The organism is Exiguobacterium sp. E17S, assembly GCF_057772545.1.
The window spans coordinates 72456-92538 of sequence record NZ_JBYLRU010000001.1 but is presented as its reverse complement, the minus strand read 5'-3'; the positions used below and the strand labels follow the sequence as shown (position 1 = coordinate 92538).

Here is a 20083-nt window from a genome sequence, read left to right as displayed (position 1 = left end):
CATAAAGGCACAACCATTTTCTCATGATAACAACCGAGTGGTTGTAAGCGTTTTATGAAAACGTTTGCATCACCTTTACATTTTTATTATACAATCTAAAATCCTTTTGACAAGTCCTTTTATTCAATTATTTTCTTACATTTCAAAAACTTTTTATTTTTGATTTCATTATTTGAATCAAATGCTAAAGAGAATAAGTGTATAAAAAGAAAACGTTTTCATTTTTATAGTTTGCACAACATGATGCAAACGATTGCATCATACTCTCGACTTTTATCAGGAATCCTTGATTTCACGGGATTGGAATTGACTTTAAGAAAGCGCTTTACTATTCTTAGGTCGAAGACATAATCAATACGATGCAAGCGATTGCGTTAAGGAGTGACTGCCATGTTCAAAGAAGCTGTGTTTCACCGTGCGATGTCTCCATTCGTCTATAAGTACGATGAGCGAACAATCCACATCCGTTTACAAACGAAAAAAAATGACGTTGATCGCGTCGATTTGATTTGGGGCGATCCATACGATTGGCATACTGAAAATCCAGATGCTGCCGATTGGAACTTCGATCCCTCGAAATCAAACTACTGGAATACATTCGAAACACCGATGAAGCGAAGTGGATCAGATGAGTTATACGATTATTGGTTCATCGATGTTGTTCCTCCCTTCCGTCGTCTACGATATGGTTTCCGTCTCCATGACGGTGCAACGAGTCATGTATTCACGGAACGTGGATGGTTTGATGAAAAACCGCTCGATGATACAGGCTACTATTTCTGCGTTCCTTTCCTTAATGCAGTCGACGTATTCACTGCACCAGATTGGGTCCAGGATACGGTTTGGTATCAAATCTTCCCAGATCGCTTTGCAAATGGCGATGCGACGAATGATCCAGCTGGTACACTTCCATGGAATAGTACAGCACCAACGACGACGAATCTTTTCGGTGGAGATTTCCAAGGGGTCATCGATCACATCGATTATCTCGTTGAGCTTGGTATCACTGGTATTTACTTCTGCCCCATCTTCTTGGCGAAATCGAATCATAAATATGACACAATCGATTACTTAGAAATTGATCCACAATTCGGTACGAAAGAGAAATTCAAGGAAATGGTCGATCTGTTACACGCACACGGGATTCGCATCATGTTAGATGCCGTTTTCAATCATGCCGGCTTCCACCATAAAGCATTCGCTGACATCCGTGAACATGGTAGTCACTCCACCTATAAAGAGTGGTTCCACCTGCGTGATTTCCCGCTCGTGACAGAACCATTGCCGAACTACGATACGTTTGCTTTCGTACCTGAGATGCCGAAATTCAATACCGAGAATGATGAAGTAAAGTCTTACTTGCTCCATGTCGCTCGTTACTGGGTCGAAGAATTCGGAATCGATGGCTGGCGTCTCGACGTCGCCAACGAAGTCGATCACGCATTTTGGCGCGATTTCCGTCAAGTCGTCAAGGAAGTCAACCCTGACACGTATATCCTTGGTGAAATTTGGCATGACTCACAGGAATGGTTGCTCGGTGACCAGTTTGACGCTGTCATGAACTACCCATTTACAAATGCCGCTTTGAACTTCTTTGCCTTAGATAAGACTAAAGCAACTTCGTATGCGAACGATATGTCGCATGTATTGTTCTCAAACACGATGAATGTCAATGAAGTGACCTTTAATTTAATCGGTTCACACGATACACCACGTGCGTTGACGCGTGCTGGGAATAACAAACAGAAGCTTCGTCTTCTCTTGTTATCGATGTTGACGTTCTCGGGTAGTCCCGTCATCTATTATGGTGATGAAATCGGTCTCGATGGCGATCAAGATCCAGGCTGCCGGAAATGTATGCCATGGGATCCAGAAGAGCAGGATCGGGAGTTATTCGCCTATACGCGACACTTGTTACAGCTTCGAAAGCAGCATAAGACACTCGCGAACAAAGGACATATCTCTTTCGTTCATGCGAATGATGAGACGAATACAATCATCATGCGTCGCATGAGCCCGGAAGGATTATATTATATCTACTTCAACAATTCAGATGCTCCCGTTTCGTTGACCGCTCCACAAGCTGGTCGGGGGCTTGATTTATTGACGAACACGCACCAGCAGACACTTGATGTCTCTCTCCCTGCGTATTCTGGAACGATCGTTCAAGTCTTATAATTATCTAAAAGCCTGTACACTCACCTTCTAAAAAAGAAGTTTTGTGTACAGGCTTTTTTCTGTATCCGTTCTCCAGGATAGGAACAAGTTAATGAATGCCATCGAATTAGGGTATAGGGTACAGAAAGGAGGACATCCTCCATGGAAATTTTCTTTTACGCCGGTCTCATCCTCATCGGCTTGTTTACGATCAGTTACTTGAGTGAACGATTCCACGTCCCGAGTATTCTGGCATTCATCTTGATTGGAATCGTCCTTGGATTTTATTACGATCCTCCCGAAGAGCTGAAACTCGGAGGAGAAGCGGGCATCATCGTCCTGTTCTTTTTACTCGGTCTAAAATTTTCAGTGGCGGACTTGCTGATTCAGCTCCGTTCCATTTGGAAAGCAGGAGTCATCGATATTCTACTTTCGTTTGGTGGAACAATCCTGTTGACTTTATCGTTCGGTTTTTCCATCGCCGAATCGTTTTTGATCGGCTGTGTCTTGTATGCGACGAGTTCTTCGATTTCTGCTCGACTGCTCGATCGGGAACCGGATAAACATCAGGATGTGAATCGCTTCGTGCTGTCCCTACTCGTCTTCGAAGATTTGATGGCACCGATCCTACTGACGACGGCACCGTTCGTTTTAGGAACTGAGACGTTCTCGGTTGCCAAAATCAGTATCATCTTTCTCGGATTTGGCTTCTTCTTCATTGCTTTAATCATCATGACATTGTTCATCCGAAGACGGAAACGTCTCGTCGATTCACTCTACCGTCATCCTGATGCCGGCATCGGAATCATCGGGTTAATCTTGTTATTTTCCGGTGTCGGTATTTTATTCGGCTTGTCAGAAGTACTTGGCGCCTTTATCATCGGTATTCTGTTAACCGAACTGGATGAGACGCGTTATCTTAGACGACTAGTCACGCCGTTCCAAGACTTATTATTACCATTGTTCTTTATCACGTTCGGAATGTCATTCGAGTTGACTGACGGATTACCGATTGATCTATTTTTCTTCGCTCTTGTCATTTGGGGAGTCGTCTCTAAATTCTTAGTCGGTTACCTCGGCGGAAAATCGTTCGGTCTATCAAATTATCATGCGATCGAATCAGGATTCTGTCTTGGTCCACGTGGTGAATTTTCGATTCTCTTCATCACGCTCGCTAGTGGCGCATTCGTGACGTTGACCGGGATATACATTTTTGTTTCTGCTTTTCTTGGAATTTTACTATTCCGTATCTCTACAGGATTGACGAATCGCACACATGCGACCGCACGAAAAATCAAAAAGAAATTGAATTAAAAAGACGTCGGCGCATCGTGCGTTTCCGACGTCTTTCTTCTATATATGTTCTTCGATTCATCGTCCTACAAAAACAGGACGTTTTTTTTCGATGAAGGATTCAACAGCATGACGATGGTCTTCCGTTTTTCCAGCACGTGACTGATAGATGATTTCTTGAGCAAGCATTTCCTCCAAGTTATTTTCATAACTCGCTGCTTGCAGCTGTTTGATGTACCCGATCACTTTTGTCGGACGATTTGCCAGCTGACGAGCAAACGCTGTGACCTCTTCTACATAATTCTCTGATGGGATACTTCGTGTCGCAAGATTGAGCGAAACGGCTTCGTCTGCTGATATCGTATCACCGAGTAACGCAAGCTCCGTTGCTTTTGCTGCACCAATTAGCCGAGGTAAGAAATACGGAGCTCCTGCATCCGGGACAAGACCGATATTGATGAATCCAAGCGACAATTTCGCTTCAGCATGGACGAGCCGGAAATCGCAGGCGAGCGTCAATGATAAACCGGCACCTGCCGCTACACCATTGATGGCAGCAATCGTCGGTTTTTTTGATTTAGCAAGTGCCCGAACGACAGGATGATAATACTGCTGTAGATATTCACCATGATCGAGCTCAGGCGAGACGGTTTTCAAATCTTGTCCTGCACAAAAACCACGTCCTTCACCAGTCAAGACGATGACACGTACTTCCTCATCCTGATTCGCTTCTTCTAGAGCGTCTGCCAACTCTTCTAATAAATTCGACGTTAATGCATTCAGTTGTTTGGGTCGAGCCAGCGTTAGCGTTGCGATTTGATCCTTGACGACATAATGCATTTCTCGTTTCATCGGATTCCCCTACCTTTTAAAAATGAATGATTGTTCATTATGATGTATTCGTGATATTTTATGAAAATCCTTTTAAATCTCTTTTTTTTCGATGAAAGACAAAAAACCCTCTTTCATTATGAAAATCGAAGGCGTATAGTTTCAAAAAGATAAAGAAACACTATTCGTTTTATGAAACAAAGGGGATTTATTTATGAAAACAGTCAAGCAACCAAGCTTATTCCACATTACGTGGCCATTATTCATCGAAATCGCATTGCATATGAGCCTCGGGATCATTGCAACGTTGATTTTAAGTTATTACTCGGATAGCGCTGCTGCGGCAGTCGGTGTATCCAATCAAATTTTGAATATCTTCATTATTCTCTTTAACATCACCTCGGTCGGTGCAACGATCATCATTGGTCAGTACCTCGGTGCAAGAAAGACGCAAAACGCTCGTCAAACGGCTCGTTCTGCTTTTGCGATTAACTTGTATACCGGTCTCATCGTTTCTCTGACCGTCGTGTTGTTCGGAAGACAACTCCTTGGATTTTTCTCGTTAGAAGGAGAGACGCTCGTCTATGGCGAAACGTTCATTAAGATCGTTGGTCTATTCCTTTTCTTAGAAGCTATCTCATTGACACTGGGTGCGATTCTCCGGAGTCATGGATTCACTAAAAATGCTATGTATGTCACGCTACTCATGAATTTCGTTAGTGCTTTCGGTAACGTCATCGCTGTTCTTGGACTCTTCGGCATTCCCGTTCTCGGTGTTGCTGGTGTCGCTTGGTCGATCGTCATCGCCCGGACAATCGCTGTCCTTGTCTTGTTCTTTGTCGTTTACCGCAAACTTTCTTTACGTTTTACAGTAAAAGACTTGATTCATTTCAATCGTGAGGATGTGAAACGAATCATGAACATCGGAATCCCATCTGCTGGTGAAGGGATCTCGTATCAATTCTCACAACTCATCATCACAGGATTTATCGCAACAATTGGTGAAGCAGCGTTGTCTGCTCGTGTTTATGTATCAAACATCACGATGCTTTGTTTCCTATTTACACTTGCAATCGCGCAAGGAACGCAATTACTCGTCGCACGCCAAGTTGGTGCTCAACAATTTGAACAAGCATATGGACGGGCTGTGAAAACATTGAAGATCGCTGTTTTCGCAAGCTTCATCTCAGCTGTAGCACTTGCTTCATTCGGTTCATCGATTCTATCAGCGTTCACATCGAGCCCTGAAATCATTGCAATCGGTATCCCACTACTCTGGGCAAGCGTCATTCTTGAACCAGGTCGCGCGATGAACATCGTGCTTATGGGAACTCTTAAATCGGCAGGAGATGTTCGTTTCCCTGTCGCCATCGGTATTCTATCAATGTGGGGAATCGCGGTCGTCCTCAGTTATACACTTGGTCTTGGTTTCGGTCTCGGTTTACTTGGAATCTGGATTGCCTTCTCTGCTGACGAATGGTTCCGTGGCATTTTCGCCATGAAACGTTGGCATGGACGGAAATGGGTCCAATACTCACTCGTCAAAGGAGAAACACATGAGCAAAACGAACGTCGAGAGGCTTCTGAAGCAGTCTAAGATTGACTTCGAATCCCTCACTTATCCTGTTGATCTTGATGATTTATCTGCTGAAGCCGTCGCTAGAAAGATTAATTACCCCCTTTCGACCATTTTTAAAACCCTTGTTTTGAAAATGGTCGAAAATAAATATGTCTTCGTCGTCATTTCGGGGGAAGAAGAACTCTCTCTAAAGGCAGCGGCTAAAGCATTGCATTCGAAAAAAGTCGCGCTTGTTCCGATGAGGGAGTTAGAAGGCCTGACTGGCTATATTCGAGGTGGTGTCTCTGCCATCGGTGCTAAGAAGAATTTTCCGGTTCTTTTATCGGATCGTGCTATTCATGAACCATTCATCATCATATCCGCTGGAAAACGTGGACATCAAGTTCGATTGAATCCTCATGATTTTTTATCTTTCACTCAGGGGATTCTCTTTACGAACGGCTGAATTCCATCTCCTAATTATGGTATGATGAGTAGTATCGATGAAGTGGCAGGAGGAATCATTTTGTGGAAAGATCGTGTTCGTAATTCAATACCCAACCTATTTACGTTCGGAAATCTGTATTGTGGTTTTTTAGCCATCGTCATGGCAGCAAAAGGTGATTTTCAAAATGCCACCTTACTGATCGTCATCGCGATGATGCTTGATAGTCTGGACGGACGTCTTGCTCGGATGCTTGGTGTAGCAGGCGACTTTGGAAAAGAACTGGACTCATTAGCAGATATCGTGACATTCGGTGTCGCACCTGCAATGATGGCCTACTATACGTATTTCTATGAATTCGGAGAAGTTGGTTTACTAATCTCTGCTCTGTTCCCGTTGTTTGGCGCATTCCGTCTTGCTCGGTTTAATTTATCGGCAACGAATGTGGCATCTGCTTATTTTTCAGGTGTACCGATTACAGCGGCAGGTGGTATTTTGGCCGTCGTCACGTTGTTTAGCGGACGAATGAACGACTTGATGGTCCCACTCGTCTTTACAGGTCTTGCCTTCTTGATGGTCAGTCGTGTCAAGATTCCAAGTTTTAAAGACATTCCCGTTCCGCGCCATACGTTCGTCATCACCTTTACGTTGCTGTACGTGACGTATGTCATGATTGCGCGTAGCAATGAGTGGTCGACGTTTTGGTTCGTTGCTGTTCCGTTGTATATCGCGTTTCTCCTTTTCTCGTTCATCAAAAAGAAGAAGCAAAAACAACATTCAAACGGATGATGATAGGAAGTGGTTCGGTTTCTCTTACGAGAAGCCGGACCACTTTTTTTACAAGACCGCTTCTCCCTCGCTCGTTTTCAAGATATATGGGTATACTTATGACAGAAGCTATTTTGGAAATGGAGGAATGTCACGCATGGAGCAGTTTCATAAACGTCTTTGGATTTTCTTTTCGATTTGGTTCACCATCGGCTTGATCTTAGTTGGTTTTTCGTTACTTCCCCCTTGGCTCGAGTGGGCCAATGCCGTCTTTTTATTCGCTTCCGGCTTATACGCAGCACTCTATTTTTGGCATGTCTTACCGAAGGGACGTCTTGTCATCCCCTTCATCTTCTTTGGTTCGATCATCATTGAGTCGATTGGGGTCCATACCGGTTGGCCGTTTGGAACATATCGTTACGAGTCGGATTTCGGTGTCCAATTATTAGGTGTACCGATTACGATCGGGGCTGCATGGCTGTCGGTCATGGGGGCGAGTCTCGCTTTCTCCCGTTTGTTTTCGTTTCGCTATAGTACATTGATTCTCGTTCCATTGTTCGCCGTCTGGCTCGATTTAGCGATCGATCCTGTTGCTGCTAACGTGAAATCTTATTGGCTTTGGCAAGACGATGGCTGGTATTACGATATTCCGACACAGAACTTCTTCGGGTGGTATGGAACGGCGCTCGTCTTTTCCTTTTTCATCAATCGCTATCAAGTCAAGGCGAAGGATGCCGCACTCGAACAAAACAATCAGTATCTCTTTTTGATGTTGCACTCTTTATTCGGTGTAACGGCAGGAGTTGCTGGTCTCTATGGCGTCACTTTGATCAGCTTAAGTGCATTCATCGTCTATTTCATTGTGAAACGAGGGGTTATCGTTGAAAGAAGCAAACAAAAGCAAATTAGCTGAGTCCGTATTTCATACGTATGTCGATCATGCTTTGATCCGACGTCATTTCCATCGTGTCTTATATCGAGCAGACGATCTACCTGTCCCTGGTCTCATGCTTGCTACGCACAGTTCTTGGTGGGATGGTATGATTCTTTTTCATTTGGATCAGACCTGTTTCCATCACGACCCCTACGTCATGATCGATCAAGCAGGGCTTGCTCGTTTCCCGTTCTTCTCCCGTCTCGGAGCTTTCTCTGTTGACCGGACATCATTCGCTGATATCAAGACAAGCCTTCATTATGCAAAAGAACGACTTCAAAATGGCAGCAGCGTCTGGATGTTTCCGCAAGGCGAGGAACGTCATCAAGAGGACCGTCCGCTTCGCTTAGCAAGTGGTGCCACACATTTAACGCGCTATACGCATCATGTGTCTCTCGTCGCCTTTTATTATTCATATGGACATGAACAGCAACCGGACGTCTACATCCGGACGCGTCGCTTTCATCCATTACCTGACGAACGGTCAAGTGCTCAGGCAAAACGACTGACGGTAGAACTAACTGCTTTATACGACGACATTCGAGCAGATGCGATTGCGGAACGTGTTGATTTGTATCGCTGTATCTCTACCCGAAGGGAACCACTTCCTGCACGAACGGAGCGCTGGTTACGGGCCCTTCGGTCATGAGTTGGTTCTTTCTCCTCTTCGCTCTAGCTGTCTGTCTCTATACATGGATCAATTTAGCTTTTCTACCACGATTAACGGATCCCGTTCAACCAGATAGTCTAGCAATTTGCATCCCGTTACGGAATGAGGAGCGTAATGTACGAAAATTACTAGACGCATTAGAACCTGCTCTGACACCAGGGATGCACGTTTACTTATATGAAGACCGCTCGACCGATCGGACGCATGAGTTATTGCTCGATCGGATTGGTCAAGACGACCGTTTTACAGTGATTGATGGTCTTCCCTTACCAGCAGGCTGGGCAGGAAAGGTTCATGCATGTCATCAACTCGCGAAACGAACGACAGAGGACTATCTGTTATTCCTCGATGCTGATGTGACACTGACACCTGATGCGATTTGTCGCTTATACGGAACGTTACGAACAGAACGAGCTGTTTTCCTTTCCGGTTTCCCGTCCTTTCCTGTACCGACGTTTCTAGGGAAGTGTTTGATTCCGATGCAACATGTTCTTATCGCGCAGCATCTTCCGATTCCGTTTCGCAAGGTGAAACATCCAGCGTTTGCTGCAGCCAACGGCATGGTCGTTCTCGTCGAACGATACGCGTATGACCAAGTCGGTGGACATGAAAGCATCCAATCGGCTCTCGTTGACGATTTAGAACTTTGTCGTACATTTAAACGACACGGGTTGACGACGACGCTCGTCGAAGTCGCCCCAGCAGTCTCTTGTGATATGTACGCCACGAACGAAGAAGTCTGGCAAGGTTTTCTAAAGAATGTCTTTCGTGGGATGAACGATTCTTATATCGTCGGATCATACTTTCTACTCTTTTACTTGGTTCAAGCAAGTGTCCTACCTTATCTCATCCTCCACCCATCCTGGCAGATGGGTGGCGCACTGATTCTTCTTTATTTAGCACGATTCCGGATCGATCGTGCGGCACGAATCCGACATGTTTGGTGGCTCCATCCACTGGCGGTATTCCTTTATGTCATCTTGCTAGCAAGTGCGATGATTCGAAGCTTTAGGAAACGGGAAATCACATGGAAGGGTAGGACCTATTCATAAGGAGGAATCAGTATCATGAAACATATAGCTGTCATCGGAGCCGGTCTTGGTGGACTCAGCGCTGCTATCTCATTAGCAGCAAAAGGATTTCGCGTCACGGTCATCGAGCGCAATACACATATCGGTGGCAAAATGATGCCGATCGTCACAGAAGGACATCGCTTCGATTTTGGTCCGAATACGATCACGATGCCGGAAGTTTTTCAGTCTGTCATTCTTGAATCCGGTGCGGATCCCGATGAGTACTTTACATTCACGAAACTTGAACGTCATACGGTCAATCATTTTTCCGATGGAAGAACATTAACATTTTCGTCTGGACGCGAAGCGATGCGGACAGAAGTAGATCGTTTCACGAACGGTCAGTTGGCGAAGAACGATATTACAGGTTACCAAGAAGAAGTGGCGAAGTTGCATACGATCGCAAAACAACAATTCTTTACGAATATTGATTCGTATATCCGCCCCTCCCTCTGGCGAGACATGTTGAAAGTGCATCCCTTTCAAAACCTTCATGGGTTGCATAAGCACTACTTTAAGGATAAAGGGTTGATTCAGGCACTCGATCGTTATGCGACGTATATCGGGAGTAATCCGTATCAAACACCCGCTACCTTCAGTTTAATCGCTCATTTAGAACTAAATGACGGTGTCTACTTCACAAATGATGGTAATACAGCAATCGCAGAAGGGTTCGCCCGACGTGCAAAAGAACTAGGTGTCGTCTTCCGTCTTGGCGATGAAGTGACACAGATCGAAGTCGTCGATGGACAAGCAACGGAAATTGAATTGAATCACTTGGAATATCTCCCGGTTGACTTTGTCGTCATGAACGGTGATTTGTTGACACAATATCCACGTCTGATCTCGGAAACGGCACGACCTGATTTTAAAAATCCGACACCTGCTCAAGTCGAACCGTCGATTTCTGCCTATGTCCGATGTATCGGTCTCTCACGTCGGATCGAAGGGCTGGCTCATCATAACGTCTTCTTCTCTTCAGATTACGAAGCTGAGTTCAAGGCACTCTTTGATGAAAAACGTTACGCTGAGGAGCCGACGATCTATATCTCGAATTCTTCCGTCACAGCACCAGAAATGGGACAAGCAGGTGATAACTTATTCGTGCTCGTCAATGCACCTGCAACGGATACTGGACATGCGATTGATTTTGATACGTATGATCAACTGATCAATCAACGATTGCAGTCCTTTGGGATTGATATTTCGTCCGATGTCGTCTTCGAGCAACGGGTCACGCCACAGGATATCGAACAAACCTTCTTTGCCTATCACGGCTCGTTATATGGCTTGTCATCCAATGGCATCCGGTCGTCTTTCCTCCGTCCGAGCAACCGTTCAAAGAATGTTCACAATTTGTTTTTTGCCGGTGGATCAACGCATCCTGGTGGTGGTAGTCCAATGGTGACGCTTTCAGGAAAACTAGCAAGTGAACGAATCGTCTCTGCTGTCGCCGCTACCCTGTGAACGTTATGTGAATTGCATATCAATCACTTGTACGGACAACTAAGATTTGATACGATTACTTCGAGTTCAAGAGGTAGTGATTGACCCCACATCCTCAATCAAGCGCAAGGTGACTTCCCCGAGTCAAGAGCGTTGAAGAACTTACTTTTTCTAACCAGCGAAATCAAATGGGACCCACCCATTTCATCACGTGACTCATCGTGTGTCCATTCGCATGACTTACGACGTTCCCCCTTAGATCGTCTCATCCGAATGGTCCACAGATAGCTCGATAAAGAAAAGACCATCCCCGTGGTCGAAACAGACCTATCTCGTAGTCCAGATGTTCGCTCTGGTGTAGAAGTAATCTGAGACTCCCCGGTCTCAGACCATAGAAAAAAGACCTTGGTCCCCGCCAAGGTCTTTTTCTATGGTCATGTATTAAATCGTAGCAAGTAACTTCATTTTTTGCCAACGGCTGACGTACGCCCGTTTTGTAAAGACGTCATAGTGATTATCCCGCGCTGCATCGAGTATACCACGGTACAGGAAAGCAGCAGCCTTCAGAGCACGCCGACTCTCTCGTGGATACCGTTCAAACGATGGAATCGCTGCGTCATACAGATGCTCTGCTCGAAGTGCAACCTCTTCCCAGAGACCGATAAAGTCTCCTGAAGGACGACCAGCGAGTAACGATTCCGCTGTGACACCGTATGTCTCCATCCATGAATGAGGCAAGTAGATACGGCCGCGTTTTGCATCTTCACCAACATCACGTAAAATATTCGTCAGTTGCATCGCAATTCCAAGATCAATAGCAGACTTACGGAGATCAGGCTGTTGCGGTGCAAGGATGGGCAACAACATCAAACCGACAGTACTCGCTACGTAGTAGCTGTATTGCTCTGTCTCTTCAAGCGTCTGATAACGATTTTTCTCGATATCCCAACGCATCCCTTCCGCGAGCTCAAGGAATGGTGTCTCATCCATTTCATAACGTTCAAATACGTCTGCCAACGCAATCCATAACGGTTTATCTAATACTTCGCCATCACGGAATCGTTTGAATTCATTCAAGAAAGCTAGTAAGCTCTCTTTCGGCGTATCCGACTCATCGACGGTATCATCGAGGAACCGGCAAAATGTATAGATGGCATAAACAGCTTGTCGATCTGCTTTTGGTAAGAGTGAAAAGGCTTTATAGAACGTCTTAGATCCGGACTGAATGACTTCCTCACATTTGATATACGCGTTCTGGATCGTCACTGAATTCATGTTTCCACCCCATCTCTTGTTCCATTCGGTTTACGAGTATCGTTGCGCCCATCATGACGACTGGTACTCCTCCACACGGATGCACCGATGCACCGACGGCATATAATCGATCGATATCCGGATACGGTTTTGCCTGTGTCTTTAAGGCAGCCGATTGGCGAATCGTCGGCGCAATCCCAAAACTACCTCCCTGATATAACCCAAAGGCCTGTGCATCATTAGGTGTACGAATCTTCATTTCTTGTATCTTTTCCCGGAATCCCGGATGATGATGCTCGATTTTTTCAAGTACGGTCTCAATGAAGTCTACTTTTTCATAATCTTCTACACCATAGCCACGCGGAGAAGGAATTAATGAATAGACGACGCTATCGTCCGTTCCTGTTAAACTACGGTCAATCCGACTCGGATGGAACAGATAGACTGCCGGATGTTCAGGTAATCGTCCTTTTTTAAAGATATTCGTCATGAGCGGTTCCAAGTCGTTTGGCATCAAAAAGCGATGCACCGGTAAATCGACTTTCCCTTTCATCTTGAAATATAGCAATAGCGTACCGCCTGAAGGTGTATAGGTCTTAGGTTGTTTACCTTCTACAAGGCGTTCCATCAATGGAAACTCTCCATTTAGTACGATTTGATCGAATGCTTCCTGTGTGCCATCTTGTAAGACGATTTCCTTTGCCTGTCCTTGGTCGACGACGATTCGTTCAACGGGTGCCTCGAAGACGAATCGGACACCACGTTCGACTAATGTGTCATACATGCGTTCAGCAAGCGAGAAATAGCCACCTTTTACATACCAGACACCTTCTGCTTGTTCCCGGTACGGAATCAAACCGTAAATCGATGGTGTCGTATAAGGGTTTCCGCCGATATAAAATGTCGGGAAACTGTATGCCATGCGCAAATATTTACTCTTGAAGTATCGCTTCAAATGGTCATGTGCAGTCTCTAGAGCATGCATCTGTAATAATGGACGCATCATGTCTGGGTGCAACAACTCCGTCTTCCTACGATAACCACGTTCTAAAAATTTCGATACACTCGTCTTATAATCCTTTTCTTTTTGATGCATGAATTCATAAAATCCACGACCTTCACCGAATTGACGTTCGATCGCGATCGCTTGATCCACGACATCGGCTACTTTCGTAACGACGGTACCATCGTCGAAGTGAAGGTCATACAATGGATCGACCCGTTCAAGTTCTACTCCCGTCACGCCGGCTTCTGCCAACTGCTCTTTTAACTTGCCTGGCATCAGAACGATCGTCGGACCTTCATCGATGCGGCCACCCGATTCAAAATCGACGGATCGTAATCGACCACCGACATGTGCTTCTTTTTCAAAAATCGTAATCTCGACTCCAGGATGTCTTGCTGTCAGCAAAAGCGCTGCATGCAGTGTACCGACACCGGCTCCTACGAATCCTATCTTCATGTCCGCACCCCTTCTTTTTTGAGCACGAGTTCTGCCGTAATACGCGCGGATTCGAAAATCGTCGGTAACCCGCTCCCCGGATGTGTGCCACCTCCGACGAGATACAGATGATCGAGCTCTTCAAATTGATTATGCGGGCGGAAGTACATCATCTGTGTCAACTGATGACCGAGATTGAACGTCGCGCCTTGATGGATCCCCATCGCTTCCCAGTCGTCTGGCGTAAACATCTCTTCGACTTCGATTGCCGCCTCAATCCCTTGATACGGTGAACGCGTTTCAAGAGCGTCCAGAACACGGCGACGTAGTTTCGGTCCTTCGATCGACCAATCAAGTTCAGAGTAATTGTTCGGCACTGGCACTAAGACATACATAGCAGACTTGCCTTCAGGTGCTAGCGTTGGATCAATCACGGATGGATTTTGGACATAGAACGAAAAGTCATCCGATAATTCTAAAGTCTGCGTCATCTCGCGAACGTTTTTCTCATAATCCTCTGCAAAGTAAATCGTATGGTGTGGTGCATCGAACGTCCGGTTGACACCAAGGTATAACATGAACGTCGAACACGAGAATTTTTTGCGGTCAATTTTTGGTCGGGACCATTTTTTCAAAACCCCTTCCGGCACCAGATGATTCATCGCATGTGCGAAATCGGCACCGATGATGACTTCATCGAATAACTCATGTTGACCTGACTCGAGGATGACTCCTTCGACAGCTTTTCCGTTTAAAATCAATTGTTCGACGCCCGCACCTAACTGTACGGTTCCACCTAGCTCCTCGATCGCACGTTGCATTGCAAGCGGTACTTGATGCATCCCACCAATCGGATGATGGACACCGTAAGCATGTTCCATGTAAGACAAGATCGAAAAACCACCCGGACATTCCCATGCTGACATGCCTAAGTATTTCGCTTGGAATGTAAAAGAATACTTCAATTCTTCGCTCGTGAAGTAATCGGATAAAACATCATAAAGCGATCGTCCGAGCGATAGGCGTGGCAGTGCCGTTAAGACACGCGGTGATAAGTAATCCGTCAGCCGATCGTGACGTGTCTGTAAGATTGGCATGAGTTTTCCAAGCTTAAGTGCTTGCTCTGCCATGAATCGATCGTACCCTTCCCCGTTTCCAGGAAATTGTCGTTCGATTGCCTCTTTCATCCTGTCCCGATCCGTCGTCATCGTAAACTCCTCTGTTCCGCCTTTGAAATAGAGTGTATACATCGGATCAAGTGCCTTTAAATCTAAATAATCTTCTAATCGTAAACCGGCTTCGTGAAAACGTTTTCTAAAATATGCGGCATATTAAGGAATGTTGGTCCTCGATCGAACGTATAGTCACCTAGCTTGACGGCAGAAGTTCGTCCACCGACTTGCGTTTGTTTTTCGTAAACGGTGACGTCTACTCCTTTTCCTGCTAATAACAAGGCACATGCAAGTCCCCCAGGTCCTGCTCCAATCACTGCTACGCGTCGCTTCACCCAAATCTCTCCTTTTTATCTCTCATCGTTTCAACTATTATACTAAGCACATAGTAAAAGCAACAAATTTGAACTGTCTTCCAACTGTAAAAACGCCAGACTTCGCTTAGGAAGTGGCGTTTGCAGTGACGATATACCAGGCACCTTCTTTTAAGAATGGTGTGATCGAAATGTTTTCAAACCCAGCTTTCGTTAGATCTTCTTTCAATTCTTCCTTACTTGGTAATGGATACAGATTCTCATGCAACGTCATGAAGGCATTGAATGCTGCTGAGAATGGTGCACCGTGTGAACTGTCGCGTAATGGTGTGACGAGAATGACTGTTCCATCATCCTTGACGAAACGACGAACTCCTTCTAATAGCGCAAGGCGCTCCGGTTGCGGGAAGTAATACAAAATATTATTCATCATGACACCGTCATATGTCTCTTTTACATCAAACGTTTTGATGTCCCCGACGACAAAATCAATCTCTCCGCTCGTATCTCGTCGTTTTGCTTCGGCGATGACGGATTCTTCAATATCGATTCCGGCGAGTCGTAAGTCCGGCAATGCCTCGTGAATTTTACGGAGATATCCACCATAAGCACAACCAATATCAAGGAGTGAGGTCAGATTACGACTGCGAATGATATGGCGTACTGCCGGGAAAGCAACCGTCTCAACGAGAGCTGAAGTTTCAGCCACGATGTCTCCATGTTCCTCTCCATTAAAGGTCTTTTGTTGACCCTCTTCTAAAAATTGAGGATAAGAGAATAGTGCTGGCAAGTGCAGCTCCATCATTTCCGATAACATGAATCCGATACTGCGATCGTCTGATTGAGAGAGTTCCGGAAGAACATGGCGAGTCGCTGTATAGCGTAAATCTTTTTTCTTCAAGTGACCGACTGCGACACCGACTTCGAACCAGCGGGATAACGCTTCCTGTGTCAGCGGACGCTGCATTCGTAGCTGTGCCTCTGCTTGTGTTGCTCCTGTTTGAAGAGCATCGAATAACCCATATTTATAACCGATATACCCATGCCAAAGTGGTAACACCGGTTCTGCGCGTTTCATCCATTTTCGTGCCCGAAAAACTTTCGTCCATTCCTTCAACTGTGCCACAAGCGTTCCCCTCTCTACTGTGTAATACATCCCTTTTCCCAAATAACAACCACTTGTAAACAAAAATTACTAACGAACATGACAAAAAGAGTCCTTTCAACCTGTAAGGTCGAAAAGGACTCTTTGATTTCGCATGAACTTAGAAGAATTTCATACCATATGGGAGTGAATAGCCTAGGAATACTGTCACAAGGACGAGTACGATGAATCCGATGACGAAACCGGAATAAGCTTTTCCTTTTTTAAGTCGAACAAGTGTCAACTCTCCAAAGATGAGCGATAGTAAGCCGAGTGTAATCTTCGCATGGTAGAGTGGGTCTGGATTTTCAGACATCCCCATGATTTTGATGTACAGATAAAGACCTGTCGCGAACGTCAATAAGAGTAAAAGACGGAACGCCATATGAATCCCTTTTGCAGCTTTTTTGTTGTTCTTGTACATCGAAAAGGCGACGAAGAACGTAACCAATAAAAGTACCCAAAGTAAGACGTGTGTGTGAACGAATGCTGTGATTGGCATTTCATTTCCTCCTTTCTTTTCCTATTTCATCGTATCTGATTTCAGGACGAACACCTAGTGTTATTTTGTTGATATATGGTTTTTTCAGGAGATTGTCACATGTGTAGACTGGACAAGTGGAAATTTGACGGTAAAAAGACTACCTTCCTTCACGACTGACTCGACATGAATTTCTCCACCATGACCCGTGACGATTTCCTTACATATAGCTAGTCCTAGACCAGTCCCACCGATTTTTCGACTATCCGAGTTATCGACGCGATAGAACTTTTCGAATAGACGACTCAGCGATTGTTCTGGAATCCCGATTCCCTCATCTCGAACTTGAAGAATGACTTGATCAAGTGATGTCGTGAGTACGACATCGATCGCACCACCAGATGGTGAATATTTCACTGCATTATTCAATAAATTATTGAGCAACTGTCTGATTTTTTCTTCATCTGCTTCAATGACTGGCAACTGATTTCCCTCATGATGGAACGTAATTTGATGAGCTTGTGTCGAAGCCGCATAAAATTGTGTCGTTTCTTCAGCAATCGTATAGATGTTCACCGATGCTTTTTTATACGATTGTGTGCCCGACTCCATGCGCTGGACATCTAAGAAATCATTGACGAGATTCGCAAGACGTTCCGTTTCGGAATGGATCGTCCGCAAATATCGATCTTGGCGCGACTCTTCGATGTCTCGGTTGAGCATGAGTTCTGTAAATCCGTAAATCGAAGAGAGTGGCGTCCGAAGTTCATGAGAGACGGTTGAAACGAGTTCTGATTTCAAACGATCCATTTCAGTCTCTTTCGTCACATCACGCATGACGAGCATCGTTCCTTTATGTACGTGATGGATATGGATCACCTCGACATAAAATTGAATGAATACCGTTTCGTTTCGAATCGAGAACTGTAAACTATCGGTCGGTAATTCTCCACGCAGAACTGAATCAACATAACGGCTAAAGACTTCTGGTTCGTCGACGACGGATCGAATGACTTCTAAGCACGTTTGCAATGTCTCCTGTTCAGTCTGAACACCATAACGTAATTCCGGGAATAAATCGTATAATGGTCGATTGACGAAGACCTCTTCTTTCCCCGGTTCAAGATAGATGACGGCCTCTCGAATCGAATCGAGAATCCGCTCTGTCTTCGTTTTCTCTTTCGTCATCTCGTCAAACAACCGCATCCGTAAAAGCGATAGCGATAATTGACGGGAGAAGGACATGACATCACGCATCTGTTCGTTCGTAAACTGATCGCGATAACGGACAAGGTAGATATACGCGATGATGTCACCAGACGTCGGTTCAAGAATCGGTACAGCTGTTTCGTACATATAGTACGGGTACGGCAGTGGATGATTGCTTGCGACTTGTTTAGAAGAATGAACAGGTGACTTTAGTGACTCAGCTCGTTTTAAGAGAGACGCATCGTTTTGAAGCAGCTGTTCTGCCAATTCATCCGTCATTCCATACGTAACGACAGAATAACTATCTTCTTCATCAACAAATACTAATGCACCAATCTCAGAATCTGTGATCGTGACTAGCTTCTCAATGATTTCTGGATAAGCAGTCAACGACTCACGTGCCGCGAGCGTTTCTGTCAAATCATTCCGATACTGCAAATGTTGCTCATTCCGCATCGTCAGCTCTAATGCTTCTTCGAGTTCTTCTTGCTGTGCTTGTAATTCTTCTTGCTGTGCTTGTAATTCTTCCTGTTGCGCCTGTAATTCTTCATTTTTCGCTAATAAATGCTGCTTGTTCTCGGAAATCGAACTTGCCATCTGATTGAAGGATAACGCCAGGATTCCGATTTCATCTTTACGATTCGGTACTTTGACGCTCGAAACATCTTCACCGTTCGCAAGCCGTTGACTGTTCTTGACGAGAGATAATAATTCCATCGTGATGCGGCGAATAAACGGATAAATAAAGAAAATCAAGACGGCAAGTAAGACGACGATATTCGCTAACCAAATCAGCTGTGTCGTCCGGATTTCCCGTTCCAGTTGGTCGCTCGTCCGTTGTGCCCAATCCTCCAAAAATTCACGATAACCGCCGAGTGCTAGCTCGCTCTTATTGATTTCCGAGAGTACATCAATGTTTCCTTGAGCATCTAATTGAATCTTACCTTCAGCTAATAATTGCTGACCAAGTGGCAGTTCAGCAAGTGTTGTTCCTTTTAAGAAGGATTCCGTGACATCTCCAGATTCTTTCGCTTGGACATAGGATTGAATAAGCGGCAAAATCGCATCGAAATAATAACCATACAATTCTCTCGAGGACTGGGCGAATGCCTTTCCTTGATCATAAATCGCATTTTTTTCGAACCATTCTGTCTGCTGATCAATCTTATCTTGTTGAGCCATGACTTGATTGTATAGATCACCATTCCCCATCAAGGCATAACCGCGCATGTTGAACTGGACATCCTGCCACTCTTCCCATAAAGCACCCGCACGTGCACTCCGGTCACGGATATCTTCTAATTTCGCCCGAGTCGCCTGCAGTTTCGTATCGGTGTAGTTGTAGACGATCAATGATGAAATCATCAATGTAGCTAATACGACATAAAAGGAGGCCATGAGTTGGCGCCCGATTTTTCGATTAATCCACTTGGTGATCACTCAGTATTCCTCCCACGACATCAATCAGTTCTAACGGACTAAATGGCTTCGAGAAAAAGTAATTCGCTCCGATTTCTTCTGCTCGTTCGCGGTCTGATTGTTGACTTTTAGCCGTCAACATCATGATTTTTAAGTGTTGCTTATCTGGATGTTGTCGGACTTTTTCGATGACTTCAATCCCTGTCATTCCAGGCATCATGTAATCGAGTAAAACGAGATCATACTCAGCGTTCATGATTTTTTGATACGCTTCGTCACCGTCCGTCGCTTCGTCGATCGTATATCCTTCATCTTCTAGTGTATCGAGTACTAACATTCGTAAGACATCTTCGTCTTCTGCTAATAAAATACGTGCCATCTATTAAAACCTCCCAAAATTATCCATCACCAAAGTAACATATCTTCTTTATTTTACACAGTTCTTTCACAATAAGAAACGGAAATCACTTTAGA

16 protein-coding genes and 1 pseudogene are annotated in these 20083 nt (G+C 44.9%); 9 read left to right on the top strand and 8 right to left on the bottom strand.

Annotated elements, in window-relative coordinates:
* Window positions 1-390 precede the first annotated feature (390 nt).
* Complete coding sequence (locus AC3B4V_RS00505; RefSeq protein ID WP_488377517.1) at window positions 391-2178, top strand: glycoside hydrolase family 13 protein; 1788 nt, start codon at window positions 391-393, stop codon at window positions 2176-2178.
* 141 nt (window positions 2179-2319) lie between these two features.
* Window positions 2320-3471 carry a cation:proton antiporter gene (locus tag AC3B4V_RS00500; protein ID WP_488377516.1) on the top strand — a complete coding sequence of 384 codons (1152 nt, stop codon included), beginning with the start codon at window positions 2320-2322 and terminating at the stop codon, window positions 3469-3471.
* A gap of 57 nt (window positions 3472-3528) precedes the next feature.
* Here the strand turns inward: AC3B4V_RS00500 and AC3B4V_RS00495 are convergent, their stop codons facing one another.
* Window positions 3529-4302: an enoyl-CoA hydratase/isomerase family protein gene (locus AC3B4V_RS00495; protein ID WP_488377515.1), complete on the bottom strand. Its 774-nt coding sequence runs from the start codon at window positions 4300-4302 to the stop codon at window positions 3529-3531.
* A 193-nt stretch (window positions 4303-4495) separates the two neighbouring features.
* Here AC3B4V_RS00495 and AC3B4V_RS00490 point away from each other — a divergent pair, with 193 nt between their 5' ends.
* The 7 genes from AC3B4V_RS00490 to AC3B4V_RS00460 all read left to right on the top strand — a co-directional run bounded on the left by AC3B4V_RS00490 (window position 4496) and on the right by AC3B4V_RS00460 (window position 11196).
* Complete coding sequence (locus AC3B4V_RS00490) at window positions 4496-5878, top strand: MATE family efflux transporter (RefSeq protein WP_035398439.1); 1383 nt, start codon at window positions 4496-4498, stop codon at window positions 5876-5878.
* Window positions 5838-6305, top strand: coding sequence for an aminoacyl-tRNA deacylase (locus tag AC3B4V_RS00485; RefSeq protein WP_223041430.1), 468 nt, complete (start codon window positions 5838-5840; stop codon window positions 6303-6305). The genes AC3B4V_RS00490 and AC3B4V_RS00485 overlap by 41 nt, the downstream gene beginning before the upstream one ends.
* A gap of 21 nt (window positions 6306-6326) precedes the next feature.
* Window positions 6327-7073 carry a CDP-diacylglycerol--serine O-phosphatidyltransferase gene (pssA, locus tag AC3B4V_RS00480; RefSeq protein ID WP_174316042.1) on the top strand — a complete coding sequence of 249 codons (747 nt, stop codon included), beginning with the start codon at window positions 6327-6329 and terminating at the stop codon, window positions 7071-7073.
* 136 nt (window positions 7074-7209) lie between these two features.
* Complete coding sequence (locus tag AC3B4V_RS00475; RefSeq protein ID WP_488377514.1) at window positions 7210-7965, top strand: carotenoid biosynthesis protein; 756 nt, start codon at window positions 7210-7212, stop codon at window positions 7963-7965.
* Window positions 7934-8635 carry a lysophospholipid acyltransferase family protein gene (locus tag AC3B4V_RS00470; protein ID WP_488377513.1) on the top strand — a complete coding sequence of 234 codons (702 nt, stop codon included), beginning with the start codon at window positions 7934-7936 and terminating at the stop codon, window positions 8633-8635. Before AC3B4V_RS00475 ends, AC3B4V_RS00470 begins: the two co-directional genes overlap by 32 nt.
* Window positions 8632-9708, top strand: a complete 1077-nt coding sequence (locus AC3B4V_RS00465) for a glycosyltransferase family 2 protein (RefSeq protein WP_488377512.1) — start codon at window positions 8632-8634, stop codon at window positions 9706-9708. Before AC3B4V_RS00470 ends, AC3B4V_RS00465 begins: the two co-directional genes overlap by 4 nt.
* Window positions 9709-9723: 15 nt before the next feature.
* Window positions 9724-11196 (top strand): phytoene desaturase family protein, encoded by a 1473-nt coding sequence (locus AC3B4V_RS00460; RefSeq protein WP_488377511.1) that lies wholly within the window; start codon window positions 9724-9726, stop codon window positions 11194-11196.
* Window positions 11197-11616: 420 nt separating this feature from the next.
* Here AC3B4V_RS00460 and AC3B4V_RS00455 read toward each other — a convergent pair whose 3' ends face one another.
* The 7 genes and pseudogenes from AC3B4V_RS00455 to AC3B4V_RS00425 all read right to left on the bottom strand — a co-directional run bounded on the left by AC3B4V_RS00455 (window position 11617) and on the right by AC3B4V_RS00425 (window position 19988).
* Window positions 11617-12450 carry a phytoene/squalene synthase family protein gene (locus tag AC3B4V_RS00455; RefSeq protein ID WP_055966987.1) on the bottom strand — a complete coding sequence of 278 codons (834 nt, stop codon included), beginning with the start codon at window positions 12448-12450 and terminating at the stop codon, window positions 11617-11619.
* Window positions 12410-13891: a phytoene desaturase family protein gene (locus tag AC3B4V_RS00450; protein WP_488377510.1), complete on the bottom strand. Its 1482-nt coding sequence runs from the start codon at window positions 13889-13891 to the stop codon at window positions 12410-12412. Before AC3B4V_RS00450 ends, AC3B4V_RS00455 begins: the two co-directional genes overlap by 41 nt.
* Window positions 13888-15377 (bottom strand): annotated as a pseudogene (locus tag AC3B4V_RS00445) (phytoene desaturase family protein). The gene AC3B4V_RS00450 and the pseudogene AC3B4V_RS00445 overlap by 4 nt, the downstream one beginning before the upstream one ends.
* A gap of 106 nt (window positions 15378-15483) precedes the next feature.
* Entirely contained in the window at window positions 15484-16434 is a 951-nt protein-coding gene (locus tag AC3B4V_RS00440) for a class I SAM-dependent methyltransferase (protein ID WP_347355566.1), read from the bottom strand.
* 187 nt (window positions 16435-16621) lie between these two features.
* The gene (locus AC3B4V_RS00435) at window positions 16622-17002 is read right to left on the bottom strand and encodes a DUF1516 family protein (RefSeq protein ID WP_023467392.1); all 381 of its coding nucleotides are present in this window, start codon (window positions 17000-17002) and stop codon (window positions 16622-16624) included.
* Between the two features lie 84 nt (window positions 17003-17086).
* On the bottom strand, window positions 17087-19630 hold the full coding sequence (locus AC3B4V_RS00430) for an ATP-binding protein (RefSeq protein WP_373953605.1): 2544 nt from the start codon (window positions 19628-19630) through the stop codon (window positions 17087-17089).
* Window positions 19611-19988 (bottom strand): response regulator, encoded by a 378-nt coding sequence (locus AC3B4V_RS00425; RefSeq protein WP_023467390.1) that lies wholly within the window; start codon window positions 19986-19988, stop codon window positions 19611-19613. The genes AC3B4V_RS00430 and AC3B4V_RS00425 overlap by 20 nt, the downstream gene beginning before the upstream one ends.
* Between the last annotated feature and the right edge of the window lie 95 nt (window positions 19989-20083).